The sequence below is a fragment of the Catellatospora coxensis genome, from assembly GCF_016862635.1.
Taxonomy (GTDB): domain Bacteria; phylum Actinomycetota; class Actinomycetes; order Mycobacteriales; family Micromonosporaceae; genus Catellatospora; species Catellatospora coxensis.
In genome coordinates, this window is record NZ_BONI01000101.1 from 1 (window position 1) to 21380 (window position 21380).

The 21380-nt window shown below is 69.2% G+C and carries 21 protein-coding genes; 18 read left to right on the plus strand and 3 right to left on the minus strand.

Going from position 1 to position 21380, the window contains the following annotated elements:
• Positions 1-373: 373 nt before the first annotated feature.
• The 7 genes from Cco03nite_RS37330 (at position 374) to Cco03nite_RS37360 (ending at position 4593) form a co-directional block, all read left to right on the plus strand.
• The gene (locus tag Cco03nite_RS37330; RefSeq protein ID WP_203698748.1) at positions 374-751 is read left to right on the plus strand and encodes a hypothetical protein; all 378 of its coding nucleotides are present in this window, start codon (positions 374-376) and stop codon (positions 749-751) included.
• A gap of 8 nt (positions 752-759) precedes the next feature.
• A complete protein-coding gene (locus Cco03nite_RS37335) occupies positions 760-1734 on the plus strand; it encodes a hypothetical protein (protein ID WP_203698749.1) in 975 nt (324 codons plus the stop codon).
• A 53-nt stretch (positions 1735-1787) separates the two neighbouring features.
• Positions 1788-2168 (plus strand): roadblock/LC7 domain-containing protein, encoded by a 381-nt coding sequence (locus tag Cco03nite_RS37340; protein ID WP_239167971.1) that lies wholly within the window; start codon positions 1788-1790, stop codon positions 2166-2168.
• Between the two features lie 41 nt (positions 2169-2209).
• Complete coding sequence (locus Cco03nite_RS37345) at positions 2210-2581, plus strand: hypothetical protein (protein ID WP_203698751.1); 372 nt, start codon at positions 2210-2212, stop codon at positions 2579-2581.
• Between the two features lie 315 nt (positions 2582-2896).
• On the plus strand, positions 2897-3322 hold the full coding sequence (locus Cco03nite_RS37350; protein ID WP_203698752.1) for a DUF6232 family protein: 426 nt from the start codon (positions 2897-2899) through the stop codon (positions 3320-3322).
• Positions 3323-3449: 127 nt separating this feature from the next.
• On the plus strand, positions 3450-4352 hold the full coding sequence (locus Cco03nite_RS37355; RefSeq protein ID WP_203698753.1) for a helix-turn-helix domain-containing protein: 903 nt from the start codon (positions 3450-3452) through the stop codon (positions 4350-4352).
• 43 nt (positions 4353-4395) lie between these two features.
• The gene (locus Cco03nite_RS37360; RefSeq protein ID WP_239167972.1) at positions 4396-4593 is read left to right on the plus strand and encodes a DUF397 domain-containing protein; all 198 of its coding nucleotides are present in this window, start codon (positions 4396-4398) and stop codon (positions 4591-4593) included.
• A gap of 126 nt (positions 4594-4719) precedes the next feature.
• Here the strand turns inward: Cco03nite_RS37360 and Cco03nite_RS37365 are convergent, their stop codons facing one another.
• The gene (locus Cco03nite_RS37365; protein ID WP_203698755.1) at positions 4720-5646 is read right to left on the minus strand and encodes a site-2 protease family protein; all 927 of its coding nucleotides are present in this window, start codon (positions 5644-5646) and stop codon (positions 4720-4722) included.
• 71 nt (positions 5647-5717) lie between these two features.
• Between Cco03nite_RS37365 and Cco03nite_RS37370 the strand changes: the two genes are divergently transcribed.
• On the plus strand, positions 5718-6398 hold the full coding sequence (locus Cco03nite_RS37370; protein ID WP_203698756.1) for a VOC family protein: 681 nt from the start codon (positions 5718-5720) through the stop codon (positions 6396-6398).
• 11 nt (positions 6399-6409) lie between these two features.
• On the opposite strand, the gene Cco03nite_RS37375 is transcribed toward Cco03nite_RS37370, so the two are convergent.
• A complete protein-coding gene (locus tag Cco03nite_RS37375) occupies positions 6410-6967 on the minus strand; it encodes a TetR/AcrR family transcriptional regulator (RefSeq protein WP_203698757.1) in 558 nt (185 codons plus the stop codon).
• Positions 6968-7022: 55 nt separating this feature from the next.
• Here Cco03nite_RS37375 and Cco03nite_RS37380 point away from each other — a divergent pair, with 55 nt between their 5' ends.
• The 7 genes from Cco03nite_RS37380 to Cco03nite_RS37410 all read left to right on the plus strand — a co-directional run bounded on the left by Cco03nite_RS37380 (position 7023) and on the right by Cco03nite_RS37410 (position 17913).
• Complete coding sequence (locus Cco03nite_RS37380) at positions 7023-8084, plus strand: FAD-dependent monooxygenase (RefSeq protein ID WP_203698758.1); 1062 nt, start codon at positions 7023-7025, stop codon at positions 8082-8084.
• A 314-nt stretch (positions 8085-8398) separates the two neighbouring features.
• A complete protein-coding gene (locus tag Cco03nite_RS37385) occupies positions 8399-9385 on the plus strand; it encodes a LacI family DNA-binding transcriptional regulator (RefSeq protein ID WP_239167973.1) in 987 nt (328 codons plus the stop codon).
• Positions 9386-9867: 482 nt separating this feature from the next.
• A complete protein-coding gene (locus Cco03nite_RS37390; protein WP_203698760.1) occupies positions 9868-11226 on the plus strand; it encodes an ABC transporter substrate-binding protein in 1359 nt (452 codons plus the stop codon).
• Positions 11227-11300: 74 nt separating this feature from the next.
• Positions 11301-12263: a carbohydrate ABC transporter permease gene (locus Cco03nite_RS37395; RefSeq protein ID WP_203698761.1), complete on the plus strand. Its 963-nt coding sequence runs from the start codon at positions 11301-11303 to the stop codon at positions 12261-12263.
• 11 nt (positions 12264-12274) lie between these two features.
• The gene (locus Cco03nite_RS37400) at positions 12275-13162 is read left to right on the plus strand and encodes a carbohydrate ABC transporter permease (protein ID WP_203698762.1); all 888 of its coding nucleotides are present in this window, start codon (positions 12275-12277) and stop codon (positions 13160-13162) included.
• Between the two features lie 141 nt (positions 13163-13303).
• Entirely contained in the window at positions 13304-16264 is a 2961-nt protein-coding gene (locus Cco03nite_RS37405) for a carbohydrate-binding protein (protein WP_203698763.1), read from the plus strand.
• 29 nt (positions 16265-16293) lie between these two features.
• Positions 16294-17913 carry a glycoside hydrolase family 13 protein gene (locus tag Cco03nite_RS37410; RefSeq protein WP_203698764.1) on the plus strand — a complete coding sequence of 540 codons (1620 nt, stop codon included), beginning with the start codon at positions 16294-16296 and terminating at the stop codon, positions 17911-17913.
• A 46-nt stretch (positions 17914-17959) separates the two neighbouring features.
• Here Cco03nite_RS37410 and Cco03nite_RS37415 read toward each other — a convergent pair whose 3' ends face one another.
• Positions 17960-18673: a hypothetical protein gene (locus Cco03nite_RS37415; protein WP_203698765.1), complete on the minus strand. Its 714-nt coding sequence runs from the start codon at positions 18671-18673 to the stop codon at positions 17960-17962.
• A 215-nt stretch (positions 18674-18888) separates the two neighbouring features.
• Between Cco03nite_RS37415 and Cco03nite_RS37420 the strand changes: the two genes are divergently transcribed.
• From Cco03nite_RS37420 to Cco03nite_RS37430, 3 genes are all read left to right on the plus strand, one after another.
• Positions 18889-19821, plus strand: coding sequence for a peptidoglycan DD-metalloendopeptidase family protein (locus tag Cco03nite_RS37420; RefSeq protein WP_203698766.1), 933 nt, complete (start codon positions 18889-18891; stop codon positions 19819-19821).
• A 140-nt stretch (positions 19822-19961) separates the two neighbouring features.
• Positions 19962-20957 (plus strand): LacI family DNA-binding transcriptional regulator, encoded by a 996-nt coding sequence (locus tag Cco03nite_RS37425; RefSeq protein WP_203698767.1) that lies wholly within the window; start codon positions 19962-19964, stop codon positions 20955-20957.
• A 63-nt stretch (positions 20958-21020) separates the two neighbouring features.
• A complete protein-coding gene (locus tag Cco03nite_RS37430; protein ID WP_203698768.1) occupies positions 21021-21377 on the plus strand; it encodes an ADP-ribosylation/crystallin J1 in 357 nt (118 codons plus the stop codon).
• The last annotated feature ends 3 nt before the right edge of the window (positions 21378-21380 follow it).

A 21380-nucleotide genomic window follows, 5' to 3' on the forward strand; every position in this document is an offset into this window, starting at 1 on the left:
GGGCCGTGTCATCCGACACGGCCCGCCCGCCGTTTGCGTGGCACACGGCGTCGGTCGCCATAGGACAGTCCGTTGCGCGACGCAACCCCATGGTGACGGACAGCGTGTGCGATCCGCCGAGGTGGAACGTGCGTAACCTGCCGAGCGGTCGGGGGTTGGCGAGGCTCTCGGCCACGTGCTGCCGAACCGTCTATATACGACTTCAATGGCCTTTCGGGCAGAAGTTGCGAACGAATAGTTTTCACTTGAACCGTCCTTTATCTCGGTCACCTGTTGTAGTCTTCACCGAGCTACCCGTTACCGCCGCGGCGTTTTCGCGCGTTCGGCGGCGACGTGAATCGTGGGTGGCGTCATGTTCTTCCGGGGAGCGGGTGTGCTTGACATCGACGACTGTCTTCACCGTCTGATGGCCCTCCAGGGCGTCCACGGCGCCAGTCTCATCGACTTCCCCAGCGGCTCGGTCATCGGCGCGGCCGGACGCGGGCCGGGCAGCCGCGACGACACCCCCGCCGACGCCGTCGGCATGATCCACGCGACCATGCAGACCGCCGCGTTCGCGACGGTCGGCCAGCCCGCCCACGTCGAGGACATCGTGATCACGGCGGGCAACGGATACCACGTCATGCGGCTGCTCTCGACGGAGGTCGAAGCGCGGCTGGTGCTGTACGTCTGGCTCGACCGCGCGGTCGGCAACCTGGTCATGGCGCAGCGGCAGCTCAGCGTGATCGCCGCCCAGTTCAGCGCGAACTGACCCGGCGCATGTCGAAGAGCTCACGCCTGCCGCTGCTGCGGGAGTCCCTGGAACCGTGGTGCGCGGCCGGGGTGACCGGCGCGCTGCGCGTCCTCGACCCGCCCGGCGGTGTCGTGTACGTCGTCGACGGGCGGATCGCGTACGCCGAGACCCCCGTCGCGTCCGGAGTGGAGCGACTGCTCACCGCCTCCGGCAGGCTGCCCGCCGACGCCTGGCGGGCCGCCGTCACCGCCGGCCGCGCCCAGCACCGCATCGGGCCCGAACTCGTCGACGCCGGCCTGGTCACCCAGGCCGAACTGGAGTCCCTCGGCGTCATCGCCCTGCACGACGCGGCGTTCTTCCTGTTCGACCTCGTGGTGTCGGCGCACTTCGAGCACCGGGCCCGGCATCCCGTCGGCCACCTGCGCACCCTCGACCTGCGCTCGGTGTGCCAGGAGGTGGACCGGCGCAAGCGGCTGCTCGCCGACGCCTGGCCCGACGCCGCCATCGACACCGCCGCCGTGCTGCCGCAGCGCAGGCTGCGCTCGCAGTGCGTGGCGCTCACCGCCCTGCAGTGGGAGGTGGTGGCCAACGCCGACCGCCGCCGCAGCCCGATCGACCTGGCCCGGCTGCTCGGCCGCGACACGTTCACGGTCATGCTCGAGGTGCGCCGGATGGCCCGCACCGGCCTGGTCGAGCCGGGCCGCCCCGGCGGCTCCGCGGCCGCCGAATCCGTCGCCACGGTGCGCGCGAAAGCCGCCGCCGACATGACCACGACCGCGCTGCCCATCGTGCAGTCGGCCCGCCACGCGCGGCCCGAACCCGCGCCCGACCCGCCTGAGCAGCCTGCCCCGCCGGCCGGCGAGTCGTTCCCGCACGTCCCGCTGCCGCGGCGAGCCATCCGCCAGGAGCCCGCTCCGCACCCCGAACTCGCCGGCATGCCGGACTTCCGCGTGTCCGAGCAGATCCTCACCCGACTCATCGCGGGCCTGGGGGCGCTGTGATGCGAGACCTTCTGAGAACGGTCCTACGCGGTAGGAGGAGAGGAGTCGTCCCTTTGGCCCCAGACAGTCTGGTGTTCGCCGAGATACGCGAGCTGCGCCTGCGGCTGCCACACGTGGTCGGCGTACTCGTGGCGAGCGTCGACGGGCTGCTCATCGCGCACGACGCCGAATGTGTCGAGCCGGAGGTGTTCGCGGCGATGTCGGCCGCGCAGCTCGGCCTGGGGCAGCAGATCATCGCCACGGTGCGCTCGGGCGAGTTCCGGGAGACGGTGACCACCGCCAGCAACGGATACGTGGCGATCTTCGCGGCCGGCACGTCGGCGCTGCTCACCGTCATCGCCGGGCGCGAACTCAACGTGGCCCGCCTGCACCACGAGGCACGACCCGTGGCCGCACGCATCGGGGAACTCGTCCACCACGTCGAGACCCGCTGAACAACCGACCATCCTTCATCGAACGAAAATGAGGATCCACCATGGCTGACATGGAAAGCTCACTGCAGGAAGCGATGCAGATCGAGGGCGCGGTGGGCGTCGCGCTCGTGGACTACACCAGCGGCATGGCGCTCGGCGCGCTCGGCAGCTCCAAGGAGATGGACCTGACCATCGCCGCGGCCGGCAACACCGACGTGGTCCGGGCCAAGCTGCGCACCCTCGAGATGCTCAAGCTCAAGGACACCATCGAGGACATCCTGATCACCCTGGGCGTGCAGTATCACGTCATCAGGCCGTTGACCAGCCGTAACACCCAGGGGCTGTTCCTGTATCTGGTGCTCGCGCGGTCTCGGGCCAACCTCGCCATGGCGCGGCACAAGCTCAAGACCATCGAGGAGGGTCTGCAGATGTGACCACCGCCGATCTCATCGCCGATGGCCGGATGCGTTATGTGCCAGGCCATCGGCGATGGGCGGTCGTGATGGGACGTGATTCACTTTAATGTTCGTTCAAATCTGCGGTACCGCAGAGTGCGGTATGGCGATCAACGGGTGTCCATCTCATACTGAGCAGTAAGGAAGCGGCCGTGCTTCCTGGAACAGGAACAGCGCCCGGCTGGCACCGAGCGCCGTTCTTGGCCTCGTCCCGCGCAGGGAAGGAGGACTGACTCATGTCAACTTTACGAATGCAACTCTCTCCCTGCAAGGGCTGTTCAAGGGAGAGGGAGGATGCCCGTCTACTACCGGGGCCCTTGCGCCCGCATCGACCACCGATACTTCGAGGTGCTCGAGCCTGAGCCCCGCAGGTTCGCCCTCAGCGGCCTGCGTGGCGTGCACATCGTCTGCGTCCCGTCGGGCCGGGGCGGCGGTGGCGACACCACCACCCGGCTGTACACGACGGGCACCGTCGGCGTCGCGGTGGCGACGGCCTGGCCGGTGCTCGGGACGGGCGCGATGTCGGTCGCGGCGACCATCGCCGCGGCGATCCTGGTCGGAGCCCGCGGGTGCTGGGGCGCCAGGACTCACTCGTTCGAGTTGTACGGGATCTACCGCGGGGCGTACCAGCTGCTGTTCGCGACTGCCGACGAGCGGATGTTCGAGCAGGTCAGGCGGGGTTTGGTGCGAGCGATGGAGTACCACGCGGACACGAAATGACATCGCTCAACGGCGACGGTTGCCATCCAGAGATTTGGCGGCGTACGTTCAATGCACTACGTCGCACAGCGGTATCTCAATCTGCCGCACAGCGCTCTGGGGCCTCATGGTCTTTGGAGGGAGCGTCATGGTCTCGGGTGATTCGCCCGCGGTAGCCCGCCGTCGCGTGCGGCACGCTGTCCGCCGACTGCGGGAGGAGAAGGGGCTCACCCAGGGTCAGGTCGCTGATTCGCTGGACTGGTCATTGTCAAAAGTGCAGCGAATCGAGAGCGGTGAAGTGACCCTCTCCGGCACCGATCTGAGAGCGTTGCTGAGCCTGCTCGGTGTCGTGGATGCAACGACAGTTGCGAGCTTGGCCGAGGACGCGAAGACTTCCCGACGGCGAGGCTGGTGGGACAAGCCCCCCTACCGTGCTCATCTGACGGGGGCACTGATGCAGTTGCTCCAGTTCGAAAGTCAAGCGACTGCCATCCGCTACTTCTCGCAGAGCATGCTTCCGGGTGTCCTTCAAACCCGCCATCAAGCAGAAGCCGTGTTGAGGGTCTGGACTGAACTCGGCGAGATGTCGGATGAGCAGCTGTTGGCGCGTCTGGAGGTCCGGATGCGTCGTCACGAGCAGGTTTTCGACCGAGAAGATCCTCCTGAATATCATCTTGTCGTCGACGAGTCGGTGCTGCATCGCCAGATCGGTGGATCAGACGTTGCGCTGGGGCAACTGCAGCACCTCTTGCGATATGTCGCCGAGGGCAAGGTGACCCTGCAGGTGGTGCCTTTCGCGCAGGCGACGCTGGCTGCCGTCCTCAGTCCTTTCACGATCGTAGACCTGGACGCAGGCGAGGATGCGATTCTCTACCGGGAAAACCAGATGCAGGATGAGATAGTGCATCTCACTGAGGTGGTCGCACGCCATCGTTTGATGTTTGAGGAGCTCGCGGCGCGAGCGCTCACCCCCGAGCAGTCGACGCTTCAGATCGAAGCACGTGTCACGGCGCTCCGCGCCAGTCAATCTCTCGGCGGCTATGCCGTTTGAACACTGCCACTCCATACAACACCGAAAGGAACTGCTGATCAGAGTGTCCGTTGTTGAAACAACCGTGTGGCTCAAGAGCAAGCGCTGCGACTCGAACGCCTGTGTCGAGGTGGCGCTGATCGGCCAGGTTGTCGCAATGCGCGACTCGAAAGACCCGGATGGCCCGATCCTCCGCTTCACGCGGCAGGAATGGGATGCCTTTACGGCGGGGCTGCACGAGGGGGACTTCGCTTCCGTCTGAGCACCCCGGAGACGGCCCGCTCTCCTTATCAGGAGCGGGCCCGTCTCGTACTGGTTCATCGCAGGCGCCCGGACGAGGCTGCGAGCCCAGAGCCGGTCGTCGCAGATGACAATCAGGCTCGGTGCGTCACCAGCTCTTCCAGAACTGGAACAGGTGGCCGCCGTAGCCGGCCAGGCCGCCCGGCACGCCGGAGACGTCGAGGAAGAACGCGGTCGCGTCGCCGAACAGGCCGCGTACCAGCGGGAAGTACAGCAGGGCGAATACGATCAGGATGCCGAACGGCTTGATCTTGCTTCCCGCGTGCCGCGCACTCGGGGACAGGTAGGGCTCGATCATCCCGTACCCGTCCAGGCCCGGCACCGGCAGCAGGTTGAGGATCGCCGTCGCCACCTGCAAATACGCGAGGAAGGCCAGCCCCGACCAGAAGACCAGGTGGGTGTCCTCCCAGTCGAAGAACGTCGGACCCGCCAGCGCGAGGGCCGCGAGCAGCCCGATCGAGGCGACGATGTTCACCGCGGGCCCGGCCGCGGAGACCAGCGCGTCGCGAAAGCGGTTGCGCAGCCGGTGACTCTCGATCATCACGGCGCCACCGGGCAGCGGTAGCCCGCCGATGAGCAGCCACAGCATCGGCAGCAGCAGCGTGAGGACCGGGTGGCCGTACTTGCGCGGGTCGAGCCGCAGGTAGCCCTTCTCCGCGACGGTGTGGTCGCCGCCGCGGTGGGCGGTCAGCGCGTGGGAGAACTCGTGCAGGCTGAGCGTGACCAGCCAGCCCGACAGCACGAAGAAGAACACGACCAGTGACGGATGCCCGAGGCCGGTCCACATCGCGCCGGCGCTGACCAGCATGACGACGACCAGCGCGACGAAGATGAGGGAGATCCCGCCCCGCGGCTCCTGGGCGCGCCAGGGTCGGGGCGTGCGGGCCGGCCGCAGCGAGGGCATCCGCCGTTGACGGATGACCTGGTTCTCGATCGCCTTGGCGCGCTTGGTCCAGTCCTCCTCGGCCGCGAGCCGGTCGAGTGGATCGTCGTGTTGCCCGTGCCCAGCGCTCATGGCGGGCAAGGCTACCCGAGCCGACCCCATGAACGCTGTACGCGCGCCCTGTGCCCTGGAAGCATCGGGGCATGAGCGAAGCGGTCCTCACCCGGCAGCAGGCGTCCGAGGCGGTCACCGGTCACGGCTGGCGGTTCGTGCTCGGTTCACTGTGTACCAGCGTGGCGGTGTCGTCCCTGGCCCAGGCGGCGGAGGTCGCCGCGCTCGCCGTCGCGGCCGCGGGCCGGGCCGCGGAGGAGCGCCTGCTGCTCGACCTGCGGGGCGACCGGGTGCTGCTGACGGTGCAGGTGCCCGGTGCGATGCGGGTGACCGGCCGGGAGACCGAGCTGGCGGTACGGGTGTCGGCCGCGCTGACCGAGGCCGGGCACACCACCGACGCGGTCGGCGGGCCGCGGCGCGCCGTGCAGTTGCTGGAGATCGCGGTGGACGCCCTCGACATCGCCGCGGTGCGCCCGTTCTGGCTGGCCGTTCTCGGTTACGCGGAGGTGGGCGACGATCCGGGAGCGGCCGTCGTCGACCCGTACGGTCAAGGTCCGACGGTCTGGTTCCAGCAGATGGATCGGCCGCGTACCCAGCGCAACCGCATCCACCTGGACATCTCTGTGCCGCACGACGAGGCCGACCGGCGCGTCGCGGCGGCGGTCGCCGCCGGCGGGCGGGTGGTGTACGACAAGGAGGCGCCCGCGTTCCGGGTGCTCGCCGATCCCGAGGGCAACGAGGCCTGCGTGACGACCTGGCTCGGCCGCGACTAGCGACCGGCAGGTCAGGCGGTGGTCATGCCGCGCAGTGTGGTGAGGATGGACGGGGTCGGGTCGAAGTCGGGTTCGGGGCACGCGAGCTGGATCGCCACCAGGCCGTCGATCAGTGCGAGCACGGTCAGGTAGTCGGCGGCGGGGGCGGTGGACCCGAACTGGGCGAGCCACGGCTCACCCCATGCCGCGAGGCGATGCCGTGCCGCGCGGATCTTCTCCTGCAGTCCGGGGTGGAAGGCCGCCTCGTGGAAGATCGCGTGCCGCGCCAGGGTCAGTGCCTTGGCCGGGCCGGTCACCTCGCCGACCATATCGCCTATGAGCTGGGCGAACTGTTCCAGCGAGCGGGGCGGGCGCTGTCCCGCGAGGCGCAGCCAGACCGCGGTCTCGATCTCGACGAGCCGGTCGAGGATGCCGCCGACCAGGGCCTCCCGGGTGCGGAAGCTGTTCGATGTCGAGCCTTCCGGCAGCCCGGCCTGAGCGTCGACCGCGCGGTGGGTGAGCGCGCGGAGCCCTTTCGTGCCGAGTACGGCGATGGCGGCGTCGAGGATCTGCTCCCGGCGGTCGGACATGAGATCCATACTACAGCTGTAGTCGTCGGCACTACAGCTGTAGTACGTTCGGGGCATGACGAGAACAGCGGCCGTCGTGGGTGGCGGCATCGGCGGTCTGACGACCGCGATCGGCCTGCGGGCAGCAGGTTGGCAGGTCAAGGTGTACGAGCGCAGCGACACCCTGCCGACCGCCGGCACCGGCCTGGGCATCTGGCCCTCGGCACTGCGCGCGCTCGACGGGATAGGCGTCGGCGCGGCCGTGCGCGCGGCCGGGCTGCCCCAGCGCAACGGCGCGATCCGCCGGCCCGACGGGTCGCGCATCGTCACCCTCGACATGGACAAGGTGCGCGAACGCCACGGCGAGCCGGTCCACCTGGTGGCGCGGCCCGCCCTGCTCGGCGTGCTCAGCGAGGCCCTGCCGGACGGGGTGGTCCACTTCGGCCACCCCGTCGGCGACATCGCCGAGCTGTGCCGGGACAACGACGTGGTGGTCGCGGCCGACGGCATCGGCAGCCGGATCCGCAGCGCGCTGTTCGGCGACCGGCACGGCCTGCGCTACGCGGGCGCGACCGTCTGGCGCGGCACCGCCGACCTGGACATCGAGTCCGGTGGCGAGACCTGGGGCGTCGGCGCCCGCTTCGGGATCACGCCGCAGGGGCCGGGCCGCACCAACTGGTACGCCGTGCTGACCGCTCCCGAGGACCACCGGCCCGCGCTCGACGACCCCGACGAGCTGCGCCGGGTCTTCGGCGGCTGGCACGATCCCATCCCGGCCGTGCTCGACCGGTACGCCACCTCGCACGTCATCCGCCACGACCTGCACCACCTGGCCCCGGCGCTGCCGTCGTACACGGCGGGCAACGTGGCGCTGCTCGGCGACGCCGCCCACGCCATGACACCTGACCTGGGGCAGGGCGCCTGCCAGGCGATCATCGACGGGGTCGCGCTGGCCCGCTGCCTGTCCGGCGGCGACGTGGCGGCCGGACTGCGGGCGTACGACCGCGAGCGCCGCCGCCCCACCCAGCGCCTGGCGGTTGCCTCCCTCCTCGTCAACCACATGTCCCAGGCCCGCCGCTTCCTCCCCCTCCGCGACGCCGCCCTCCGCCTGGCCCTCTCCTTCGGCCCACCCGCCTGACCCCACCCCGCCCTCCGTCCGCGTTGATCATGAACTTATGGCACGGTTCGACGGCGTGTCACCGGCCTAACTTCATGATCGATTGCGTCCCGGGCGGGCGATGGCTGCCCGGGGGCGGTGGGCCGCTGTGCGAATGGTCAACAGGAGGTTGTGGACACGACATGCCGCCGATCCGTGCCATAAGTTCATGATCAACGCGGAGGGGAGCGGGTTGGGCTGGGGGATGGGGGTGTGCAACGGGTTGCGTGGGGTGGGTTGGTTTTTGCACTGGTTGCTGTAAGGTAGCGGGGGTGAATACGAGCAGGCTTTCGGCGGTGGCGAAGTTCGCGGGGGTGTCCGAGGCGACCGTCAGCAGGGTGTTGCGGGGGAAGCCGGGGGTCTCCCAGGTGACCCGGGATGCGGTGCTGACGGCGCTGGACGTGTTCGGGTTCGCGCGGCCGGAGCCGGTGCGCAGTGAGCGGGCGCGGCTGATCGGGCTGGTGGTGCCGGATCTCAGCAATCCGATCTTTCCGGCGTTCGCCGAGGTGATCGGGGTGTCGCTGATCCAGCGCGGGCTGGTGCCGGTGCTGTGCACGCGTACGTCCGACGGGGTGTCCGAGGCGCACTACATCGAGATGCTGCTGGCGCAGCAGGTCGGCGGGATCGTGTTCGTCGGCAGCAGCTACGCCGACGCGGGGCCGGCCGCGATCAAGCAGCTGACCGAGCGCAGGCTGCCGATAGTGCTGATCAACGCGGCCGACGAGAACCTCGGCGTGGCCCGGATCTGCGTCGACGACACGGGTGCGGCCGAGCAGGCGCTGGCGCACCTGGCCGGGCTCGGCCACGAGAAGATCGGGCTGATCCTGGGGCCGGTCGGGCACGTGCCGTCGGCCCGCAAGCTGGCCGGGTTCGCGAAGTTCTGGGAGGAGCGCGGCGAGACCCGGTGGCGGCGGTGGGTGGACCACACGGTGTTCACCGTCGAGGGCGGTCGCGGCGCGGCGAACCGGCTGCTCGCGGCCGGGTGCACGGGGCTGGTGTGCGCCAGTGACGCGCTGGCGCTGGGCGCGGTGCGGGCCGTACGCAAGCAGGGCCTGGACGTCCCGGACGACGTGTCGGTGGTCGGTTTCGACGACTCGACCTTCATGGGCGTGACCGATCCGCCGCTGACCACGGTGCGCCAGCCGGTCCGGGCCATGGCCGGCGCCGCGGTGCTCTCCCTGCTGTCGCAGCTGGAGGGCCGTCCCGCGGCCGCCGAAGAGGTCCTCTTCGACCCCGAACTGATCGTCCGCAGCACCACCGGCCCCTGCCCCGTGGCCGCCTGACCTGCTCCCCCCGGCCGCCTGCGACCTTCCACCTGCCGCAACTCTTGAAGAGTCGCGCCCACACGAGCCCGGTGAGGACACGACTCTTCAAGAGTTGCGCCTTGGGGCGGGCGGGCCGGCGGCGTGATCGTTCGACTTGCCTGGCACCTGGGCGTATGGGCGTGCAAGATACGCACACCTGCCTGGCAGGCCCAACGATCATGAGGTGGATCGGGCCGGAGCGATCAAGGGATTGCGCAGGTCGCGCCCTTCGGTTGGCATCATATTGATGAGTCACGAACTTGCGACACTGTGCAAGTAGATAGCAGACCAGCGATCACGTTTTTGCGTCATCCTCTGGACTTCCGCGCGCGAGCGCGCCTATCCTTCTGCTCACGCCACGGCGCGGTAACCCCCGAGCGACGCGGCTGCAATGCGCGATTAACAGAACCGGAGCGTTCGCCGCTGCCGGGAGTGTGCATACAGAAGGGATCGGAGAACCGATGAACCGACGTTTGCTCGGCAAGTCGCTGGCGCTCGCGCTGGTGGCCGGCACCACGATGCTCGGCGCGGCGTGCGCCGCCGAGGAGCCGGAGACCCCCAGTGGTCCGGTGACCATCACCGTCAACGGGATGCCCCCGGCGACCGACGCGGTCAACCGCGCGAACTTCGAGGCCGACGTCAAGGCGTTCGAGGCGAAGTACCCGAACATCAAGATCGATGCCAAAGAGGGGTTCATGGACCCCCAGACGTTCGCCACCAAGCTGGCCGGTGGGCAGCTGGAGGACGTCTTCTACGTCTACCTGACCGACCCGGCGGCTCTGATCGCCAAGCGTCAGGTGCAGGACATCTCGGCGCAGCTCGCGGACTTCCCGTCGATCAAGGACGTCAAGCCGGATCTGATGAAGGTGTTCACCGGCGGCGACGGCAAGATCTACGGCGTTCCGGTGGCGAACTACTCGCTGGGCCTGGTGTACAACCGGACGCTGTTCACCAAGGCCGGGCTGGACCCGACGAACCCGCCGAAGACCTGGGAAGAGGTCCGCGAGGCGGCCAAGAAGATCACGGCGCTGGGCAACGGCGTCGTCGGCTACGGCGACTACAGCAAGAACAACACCGGTGGCTGGCACTTCACCGCCGAGATGTACTCGGTCGGCGGCGACGTCGCGGTGAAGGAGGGCGACACCTGGAAGGCCGCCTTCAACAACGACAAGGGCAAGCAGGTCCTGCAGCAGCTGAAGGACATGCGCTGGACGGACAACACGATGGGCCAGCGCCAGCTGCTGGAGTGGGCCGACCTGCTGCAGATGATGGCCTCGGGCAAGCTCGGCATGTACATCGGCTCCGCTGACAACTTCCCCGTCATCGTGAACCAGTACAAGGCCAAGTACGAGGACTTCGGGCTCGGCGGCATCCCGGGCGGCCAGGGCACCCTGGGCGGCGGCGACGGCTACATGTTCAAGGCCGGTCTCGCCCCGGAGAAGATCAAGGCCGGTCTGACCTGGCTGTCCTTCAAGGGCGGCGCGCTCGACCCGGACCGCATCGCGGCCGACAACGAGAAGGCGGCCGCCAAGGGCCAGCCGGTGGGCCTCCCGCAGCCGAACATCTGGACCGGCGCCTCGCTGGCCAAGTGGGAGGAGGCGACCAAGAAGCACGCCAACATCCCGTCGGAGAACTTCGGGCCGTTCCTGGCCACCGCCACCACCATCCCGCTGAAGCTGGAGCCGCCGCTGGCCCAGCAGATCTACGCGGTGCTGGACACGGCGATGCAGAAGGTGCTGACGGACCAGAACGCCGACATCAGCAAGCTGCTGGCCGACGCCGAGAAGCAGGTCAACCAGATCCTGTCGACCGTCAAGTGACGCGGTAGGGGTCCCGGGCCGCAGGCCCGGGACCCACCTCCCAGGTTCAGCACAGCAGGGAAGGAAGCACGACGATGACGGTGATCGCGCCGCAGAACTCGGCAGCGGTGACACGGGGGACGGGGCGCGCCGGTGCGCCCGAGGGGCCGCGATCGGCCCGCACGGCGCGGCTGCGCCGCAGGATCGGCGACAACCTCCAGGCGTACGCCTTCCTGGCCGCAGGCCTGCTCTGCTTCGCCCTGTTCTCCTGGTATCCGCTGGTCAAGGGCATCATCCTCAGCTTCCAGCAGGACAACTTCGTGACCGATCCGATCTGGGTCGGGCTGGACAACTACACGGCCGTGCTCGACGACCCGCTGTTCGCCACCGCCTGGCTGAACACGCTGGAGTTCACCGGCCTGGCGCTGCTGTTCGGGTTCGCGGTGCCGTTCGTGCTGGCGCTGGTCATCAACGAGTTCCGGCACGCCAAGGGCTTCTTCCGGTTCGCGGTGTACCTGCCGGTGATGCTGCCGCCGATCGTCAGCGTGCTGCTCTGGCAGTATTTCTACGACCCCGGCAACGGCCTGTTCAACGCGATCCTGACCGGGGTCGGCCTGCCCGGCTCGGACTGGACCCAGTCGCCGAAGATGGCGATGATCTCGCTGGTGCTGGTCTCGACCTGGGCCAACATGGGCGGCGCGACCATCATGTACCTGGCCGGCCTGGCCGGCATCCCGGGCGAGCTGTACGAGGCCGCCGAGCTCGACGGCGCGACCGTCTGGCAGCGCGTGCGGCACGTGACCATCCCGCAGATGCGCTTCATCATGCTGGTCCTGCTGCTGCTGCAGATCGTCGCCACGATGCAGGTCTTCATCGAGCCGTACCAGCTCACCGGCACCACCAACCCCGAGACGATCACGGTGATGGTGCTGATCTACCGGTACGCGTTCACCATCAACAACGACTTCGGCATGGCCGCCGCGATGAGCGTGCTGCTGTTCATCGTGCTCGGCGCGTTCTCGGCCCTCTACCTGCGGCTCACCCGCAAGGCCGACTGAGAGGATCCCCGATGAGTTCCCTGACGCGATCCCTGATCTCCGACGCCGACCTGCGCCGCGGCCGCGGCCGTCTCGTGTACCGCCTGGTGCTGGGCACGATGGCGGTGCTCTTCCTGCTGATCTTCATCTTCCCGCTGTACTGGATGCTCACCGGCGCGATGAAGACGCCGATCGAGCTGGCGCAGCCGTCGCCGACGCTGTGGCCGACCGAGTGGCACCCCGAGACCTACCTCGACGCGTGGAACCGGCTGGAGATCGGCCGCTACCTGCTCAACACCGCGGGCTACGCGCTCGGCGGCTGGCTGTTCCAGCTGATCGTGGACGTGGCGGCGGCGTACGCCCTGTCGAAGTTGCGGCCGGTGCTGGGCAACGTGGTGCTGGGCGGCATGCTGGCCAGCCTGATGCTGCCGGCCGCGGCGCTGCTGGTCCCCGCCTACCTGACCGTGGCCGAGGTGCCGATCTTCGGGGTCAACCTGCTCAACACGCCGTGGGCGCTGTGGCTGCCGGGCGCGGCGAACGCGTTCAACATCTACGTGCTCAAGCGCTTCTTCGACCAGATCCCCAACGACCTGCTGGACTCGGCGGGCATCGACGGCGCGGGGCGGCTGCGGCTGCTGTGGCACATCATCCTGCCGCTGTCGCGGCCCGTGCTCGCGGTGGTCTCCATCTTCGCGATCATCGGCTCGTGGAAGGACTTCCTCTGGCCGCTGCTGGTGCTGCAGGAGGCCGAGGGGCAGACCATCAGCGTGGCCCTGAGCCGGCTGGCCAGCACCGGCCGGGTCACCAACAACGAGATGTTCGCGGGTCTCGCGATCGCGAGCATACCCATGGTGATCATCTTTATGGTCTTCCAGCGCAGCATCCTCAACGGCCTGTCCGCCGGGGCCATCAAGGGCTGACCCGGCACCACTGAGACCTCCGGCCGCCCGAGCCGGAAAGAGATCCGCTCACGCACCGCCGCCCGGCTCCGCCATGCCCGGGGGCCGGTCGGTGCTGCTCCGCCACGGGGGACACACCGACGCAAGTGAAGGGAGTACGCAATGACGCTGCACCATCGCACCGCTCCACGCATCCCCGCTCGCACCCTGCTGGCCGCCCTCGCCGCGGCCGTGCTCACCCTCGGCGCAGGCCTGCTCACGGCCCTGCCCGCGGCCGCCGCCACCACGACGTACCAGGCCGAGTCCGCCGCCCGGTCCGGCGGGACCGTCGTCGCCACCGACCACACCGGGTACACCGGTTCCGGATTCGTCGGCGGTTATACCGACGGCAACAAGGGCAACGCCAACCTGACGTTCACGGTGAACGTGTCCGGCACCGCCAACCGCACGCTGACCCTGCGCTACGCCAACGGCACCACGGCGGCCAAGACCCTGTCGCTGTACGTCAACGGCACGAAGATCAAGCAGATCAGCCTGAACGCCACCGCCAACTGGGACGCCTGGGGCACCCAGGTGGAGACGGTTTCGCTGGCCAACGGCAACAGCACGGTGGCGTACAAGTTCGACAGCACCGACTCGGGCAACGTCAACCTGGACAGCCTGACCGTCGCCGACATCGCGGCCCCGCCCGCGGGCCAGTACGAGGCCGAGTCCGCGTCGCTGTCCGGCGGCGCGACGGTCGCCGCCGACCACCCGGGCTACACGGGCTCCGGGTTCGTCGGCGGCTACACCGACGGCAACAAGGGCAACGCGAACACGTCGTTCACCGTGAACGTCGCGAGCGCGGGCACCGCCACGGTGACCGTGCGCTACGCCAACGGCACCGGCGCGAACATGACGCTGTCGCTGTACGTCAACGGCGGCAAGCTGCGCCAGATCACCCTGCCGGCCACCGCGAACTGGGACACCTGGGGCACCATCGCCGAGTCGGTGTCGCTGAACGCCGGGAACAACACGGTCGCGCTCAAGTTCGACAGCACCGACTCCGGCAACATCAACCTGGACAACATCACCGTGTCCGGGACGACGCAGCCGAGCCCGACGCCGACCCCGAGCACCAGCCCGACGCCGCCGCCGACCGGGGTGTCGTACGAGCTGGAGACCGGCTTCATCTCCGGTGGCACCTCGACCGCGACCGGCACCGGCGGCTACACCGGCACCGGCTACGTGACCGGCCTGACCACGGCCGGGGCCCGCGTCATCCGGACCGTCAACGCCACCACGGCGGGGGCGACCACGGTGACGCTGCGCTACACCAACACCAACGGCGCCGCCCGCACCGTGTCGGTGTACGTCAACGACCTCAAGACCGGCCAGCTCTCGCTGCCCGCCGGGTCCGGCTGGCTCACCGCCGCGCAGAGCCTCACCCTGCGCGCCGGGCTGAACATCATCGCCTACCAGTACGACTCGGGCGACTCGGGCAACGTGCTGCTGGACAACGTCACCGTCGGCAGCGGAACGGCGCTGGCCACGCGCGGCGCGACGCTGCCGTACACGGTCTACGAGGCCGAGTCGGGCAGCACCAACGCCGCGCTGATCGGGCCGAACCGGGCCTACCTGTCCGAGCCGTCGGAGGCGTCCGGCCGCCGCGCGGTGAAGCTGTCCTCGACCGGCCAATACGTGCAGGTCACGCTGACCAAGTCGGCCAACGCGTTCGTGATCCGCTACTCGATCCCGGACAACGCGGCGGGCACCGGCAACACCAACCCGCTCGCGCTGTACGCGGGCGGCACGAAGATCCAGGACGTCACCCTCAGCTCGGTCTACAGCTGGGTGTACGGGGCGTACCCGTACAACAACAACCCGGCGGGCGGCGAGCCGCACCGGTTCTTCGACGACGTACGGGTGCTGCTCGGCACCACGTACCCGGCGGGCACGGTCATCAAGCTGCAGAAGGACGCGACCTCGTCGGCGTCGTACTACACGATCGACCTGATCGAGGCCGAGGTCGCCCCGGCGGCCCTGTCCGCCCCGGCGGACTACCTCACCGTGACCTCGTACGGTGCCGTCGCCAACGACGCCGGTGACGACACCAACGCGTTCAACAGCGCCATCTCGGCGGCGCAGAGCCAGGGCAAGGGCCTGTGGGTGCCGGCCGGCACGTTCGTCACGAACGCCCGGCTCAACATCCAGAACGTCAGCCTGCGCGGCGCGGGCGTGTGGCACACCGTCATCAAGGGCACGAACGGCAAGGGTGGCTTCTTCGCCACCGGCTCCAACGTGCGGCTGGCCGACTTCACCCTGGCCGGAGACGTGCGCTACCGCGACGACAGCGCGTTCGACGCCGGCATCGAGGGCAACTTCGGCACCGGCTCGCTGGTCAGCAACGTCTGGATCGAGCACACCAAGGTCGGCATGTGGCCGACCACCGGCACCAACGGCCTGTACGTCGTCGGCACCCGGATGCGCGACATCTTCGCCGACGGCGTGAACGTCAACGGCGGCGCGACCAACGTGCGCGTCGACCAGAGCACGCTGCGCAACACCGGCGACGACGCGCTGGCCATGTGGTCCAACTCGGCGCCGGTGACCGGCAGCGCGTTCACCTTCAACACGGTGGCGCTGCCGATGCTGGCCAACGGCGCGGCGATCTACGGCGGCAACGGCAACCGCATCGAGGACAACCTGATCAGCGACTCGGTGTACGCCGGGTCCGGTATCGCGATCAGCACCTGGCACGGGGCGCTGCCGTTCAGCAACACCACGTCCGTGCAGCGCAACACGCTGACCCGCACCTCCAGCTTCGAGCGCAACTGGAACTCGTCGCTGGGCGGGCTGTGGATCTACGCGGAGGCCACCGACATCACCGCGCCGGTGCTGGTCAAGGACGTCGACATCGTCGACTCCACGTACCAGGGCATCCTGCTCAGCTTCCAGCGCAACATCACCAACCTCACGCTCGACCACGTCACCGTCAACGGCGCCGGGACGTACGGGATCGAGCTCAACGCCGCGGGCAGCGCGTACGTCACGTACGTCACCGTCTCCGGCGCCGCGAGCGGCGGGTTGATCAACCGCCTGGGCTACACGCTCAACCGCGGCCCCGGCAACAGCGGCTTCTGACCGGTCCACTGAACTGAAGGCAGGTACCCGTGTTCCACAACGACGCCCGCGACTGGTGGCGGCACGCCGTCATCTACCAGGTCTACCCGCGCTCCTTCGCCGACGCGAACGGCGACGGGGTCGGCGACCTGGCGGGGATCCGCGCGAAGCTCGGGTACCTGCACACCCTCGGCATCAACGCGATCTGGTTCAGCCCCTGGTACCCGTCGCCGATGGCGGACGCCGGCTACGACGTGGCCGACTACCGCGACATCGACCCGTCCTTCGGCACCCTCGCCGAGGCCGAGGCGCTGATCGCCGAGGCGCACGAACTCGACATCCGCATCATCGTCGACATCGTGCCCAACCACTGCTCCGACGCCCACGCCTGGTTCCAGCGGGCGCTGGCCGAGGGGCCCGGCTCGCCCGCCCGGGACCTGTTCTGGTTCCGGGCCGGGCGGGGCGAGCACGGCGAGCTGCCGCCCAACGACTGGCACTCCGTCTTCAACGGCCCGGCCTGGACCCGGGTCGCCGACGGCGAGTGGTACCTGCACCTGTTCGCCCCCGAGCAGCCCGACCTGAACTGGGAGAACCCGCTGGTCCGCGACGAGTTCGAGGACATCCTGCGGTTCTGGTTCGACCGGGGCGTGGACGGCATCCGCATCGACTCGGCGGCGATGTGCGTCAAGGACCCGGAGCTGGCCGACTTCGACCCGGCCGCGCCGCCGACCCCGCACCCGTTCGTCGACCGCGACGAGATCCACGACATCTACCGGTCGTGGCGGACGGTCGCGGACTCGTACGAGACCCCGCGCGCCCTGATCGGCGAGGTGTGGCTCGCCGACATCGACCGGTTCGCGCAGTACCTGCGCGCCGACGAGATGCACGCCGCGTTCAACTTCGACTTCCTCGGCTGCCCGTGGGACGCCAAGGCGCTGCGCCACTGCGTCGACGCGACGCTGGCCTCGCACGCCGGGGTCGGCGCGCCCAGCACCTGGGTGCTGTGCAACCACGACGTGACCCGTACCGTCACCCGCTACGGCCGGGCCGAGACCGGCTTCGAGCACGGCCTGCGCCAGGCCCGCCACCTCACGCCCACCGACGAGGCGCTCGGCCTGCGCCGGGCCCGCGCGGCGGCACTGCTGACGCTGGCCCTGCCGGGTTCGGTGTACGTGTACCAGGGCGAGGAGCTGGGCCTGCCCGACGTCGAGCAGCTGCCCGACGACACCCGCCAGGACCCGATCTACCACCGCTCCGGCGGCACCGACCCGGGCCGCGACGGCTGCCGGGTGCCGCTGCCCTGGTCGTCGGCGGGTTCCTCACATGGGTTCAGCCCGTCCGGAGCTGCCCCGGCCTGGTTGCCGCAGCCCGACTGGGCGCACCTGACCGTCGAGGCGCAGCAGGCCGACCCGGGCTCGATGCTGCGGCTCTACCAGGCGGCGCTGGCCGTCCGGGGTGCCGAAGCGGGACTCGGCGACGGTCCGATGACCTGGCTGGACACCCCGGAGCAGGTCGTGGCGTTCACCCGCCCCGGCGGCTTCACCTGCGTGGTGAACCTGTCCACCGAAGCGGTCGAGCTGCCCGAGCACTCGGCGGTCCTGCTGGCCAGCGTCGAGCCGGCCGGCGGACGGCTGCCCGCCGACGCCGCCGCCTGGCTGCGCACCGCATGAAAGCCGCCCGCGGCGGTGGTTGAGCGGACCACCGCCGCGGGTTCGATCAGGCTCCGCCCGCCATCGGCTCGGTATGGCCGGCGGCCGCCTTGTCTGTGACGTGTCGCTTGGCATTCATGTGCTCGAAGAGCACGAAAGCTGCGAGGGAATACATGGCCACGGTCAGGAGAAACGAGATCCACGCCGGCGGACTGGTCACCGGCAGCAGCGAGAAGATCTGTATGTAGGCGTACACATAGAACACGATCGGCAGCATTATGAACACGCAGATCTCGGCGATCCACGCTATCTCGGCCACCTTCTTCATCCGCCCGCTCCAGCCGAACATCAGGGGCTCGGAAGTGACGAAGAACAGGTTCGGTATGAGCAGCGTGTCGAGATCCGACTGGTACAGCCCGGGACAAACCTGCTCGTTCAGCTTGTTGTAGGTCTCGACCACCACGGAGCGCCGAGCGTTGAGCATGGCCGCCCGGGCGAAGAGCCCGGCCATGACAACCGGGATCAACGCGCTGATGAAGTGGAGATTCCCGAGCTTCACCCCGCCGATGCTCAGCTCCTGAACTCCCTGCACCGCGATGAGCACGAACAGCGTGGCGAGCAGAAACATGAGCCCGAACGACCTGTTTATCTGGCTGACAAGCGAGCGCTGTTCCGCCAGTAGCAGGCCGAGGTACTCCCGGACGAGCTCCGGGTCGGTCTTCTTGTCATCGAGGAACTGCTTGACGCGATCGGCAATATGGCGCTGAGGGACGTCCGGCATCTTCGTCGGCTTTCCTGTCTGTCGTGGAACCACTGAGCGCGATGTGAGACCAGGGTCACCCGCCCGTCACTCAGGGCGCAACAGCCGACCGGTCGGTCGACGCGCGTCCGGGCTCGCGGCGGGAGCGAAGTCCGCGGATTCGTTGGGTCACAGCGAACCCCCTGCTGCGCCACGATGGCCGAGGTCAAATCCTTCGGAGATCGAGGAGGCAAGGCGTGGCATCACATCACGGAGCACCGCGTACCGAGCTGTCGCGGCGCGGTTTCATCGTCGGCGCGGCGGCGGCCGGTATCGCGGTCACCGGCGGGCAGCTGTTGAGCGCTCGTCCGGCCTCGGCGGCCGTCGCGGGCTACAACCTGCCGTTCACGAATCTCGCCGAGGCCGGGACGGTGGTGCCGCGTTACGACTCGTCCTACCCGTACGGAGCCAACGGCGGCGACGTCGGCGACGGGTTCCACAACGGCATCGACTTCAACGCGACCGGCACCTCCGGCACGGTCATGGGCCGCCGGGTCCACCCGGTCCGGCCGGGCACGGTCGTCCTGCACTCCTCCAGCGCCTCGCTGGGCACCTACCTGCGGGTGCGGCACTCCGACGGGCACGAGAGCCTGTACGCGCACCTGGGCAGTGTCTACATCAGCAGCGGCTCGGTGTCGTCGGGCAGCGTGCTCGGCACCATGGGCGCCAGCGGCGACGTCACCGGCCCGCACCTGCACCTGGCTTTCTACACCGGCAGCGGCTGGACCAGCTACGACCCGTGGCCCTACCTGAACGGCGCCCCGTACGCGAACGGCTCGTCCGGGGGCGGTGGCGGCTGGATCCTGCCGAAGACGGCGACGGAGCAGGACGGCATTCCCGGCCCGATCTACTGGCAGCGGTTCCAGAACTTCCTGCGCGGCTACGGCTACACGGGCCCGGTCGACGGCGTGCCGGGGATCAACACGTACAAGGCGTTCCAGCTGTGGCTGACCGGGTGGGGCTACGGCGGTCCGATCGACGGCGTGCCGGGGATCAACACGTACAAGGCGCAGCAGCGGCACGCGCAGACGTGGGGTTACGGCGGGCCGGTCGACGGCGTGCCCGGCCCGAACACGTACCGGGCCGAAGCCCGGTTCATCAACCAGGACGTCTACGACCGCGTCGCCTGACCGCCCGCGTTTCCGCAGACCAGAAGCCAACGATGGTTGGGAAGGGCACCTTCTGCAACGCATAGCGATGTGAAGGTGCCCTTCCTTTCTCTGTTCGGTTTCTGCAAGTGGCTTGCATGGGGGTGTTCTACACTTGCGCGATGGCGCGGAGGCTGGCCGAGGTGGCCCAACATGTCGGAGTCAGCGAAGCCACCGTGTCGCGGGTGCTGAACAACAAGCCGGGGATCTCGGAGGCCACCCGGGCGGCGGTGCTGTCGGCGCTGGACGTGCTGGGGTATGAGCGGCCGACGAAGCTGCGGGGCGAGCGGGCGCGGCTGGTCGGGATCGTGCTGCCGGAGATGCAGAATCCGATCTTTCCGGGGTTCGCCGAGGTCATGGCGGGGGCGCTGGCGAAGAAGGGGTTCACGCCGGTGCTGTGCGCGCGGACCGTCGACGGGGTTGCCGAGTCGGAGTACATCACGATCCTGCTGGAGCAGAACGTGTCGGGCGTGATCTTCGCGAGCGGGCTGTACCAGCAGACCCGGGCGGCGCACGAGCACTACGCGCGGCTGCGCGAGCGGGGGCTGCCGACGGTGCTGATCAACGCGAGCGCGGACGGGCTGGCGTTCCCGCGGGTGTGCACGGACGAGGAGCACGCGGTCGAGCAGGCGTACGCCCACCTGACGGCGCTCGGCCACGAACGGATCGGGCTGGTGCTCGGGCCGCCGGACCACGTGCCGTCGGCCCGCAAGCTGGCCGCCTACCGGGCCGCCCGCAAGGGCGCGGCCGAGCTGGTCGCGTACGGGGCGCTGACCATGGAGGAAGGCCACGCCGCCGCCGCCCGCCTGGTCGGCGAGGGCGCGACCGGGCTGATCTGCGCCAGCGACGTGCTGGCCATCGGGGCGATGCGCGCGGTCCGCCGGGCCGGCAAGCAGGTGCCCGCCGACGTGTCGGTCGTCGGTTTCGACGACTCGGGGCTGATGGCGTTCACCGATCCGCCGCTGACCACGGTGCGCCAGCCGATCGTCGCCATGGGGCAGGCCGCAGTGGCGCTGCTGCTCAGCCAGATCGACGCCGAGCAGGTGCCCGATGACGAGCTGCTGTTCGAACCCGAGCTGGTGGTCCGCGCCTCGACCGGCCCGGCACCGGCCGCCTGAGCAAACCCGCTGGCCGGCTGCCACGCCGATCGGTAACGTGCGCCGCGGCGAGAGGAGCGCGTGATGACCGAGACGTTGACGCTGTGGCGGCCCACCGGCCCGAACGAGCTGGAGCTGGTCCGCGAGTCCGGCTGGCGGGCCTGGCCGCCGCGCCTGCCCGACCAGCCGATCTTCTATCCGGTGCTCAACGAGCAGTACGCGATCATGATCGCTCGGGACTGGAACGTGCCCGCGAGCGGCTCGGGCTACGTCACCCGGTTCGCCGTGGACCGCGGGTTCGCGCAGCGTTATCCGGTGCAGCAGGTCGGCGGGCGGGACATCCTGGAGCTGTGGGTGCCGGCCGAGGAGCTGGACGAGTTCAACCGGCACATCGTCGGCCTGATCGAGGTCGTGCACGAGTTCCACGCGACCACCGCCTGAGAC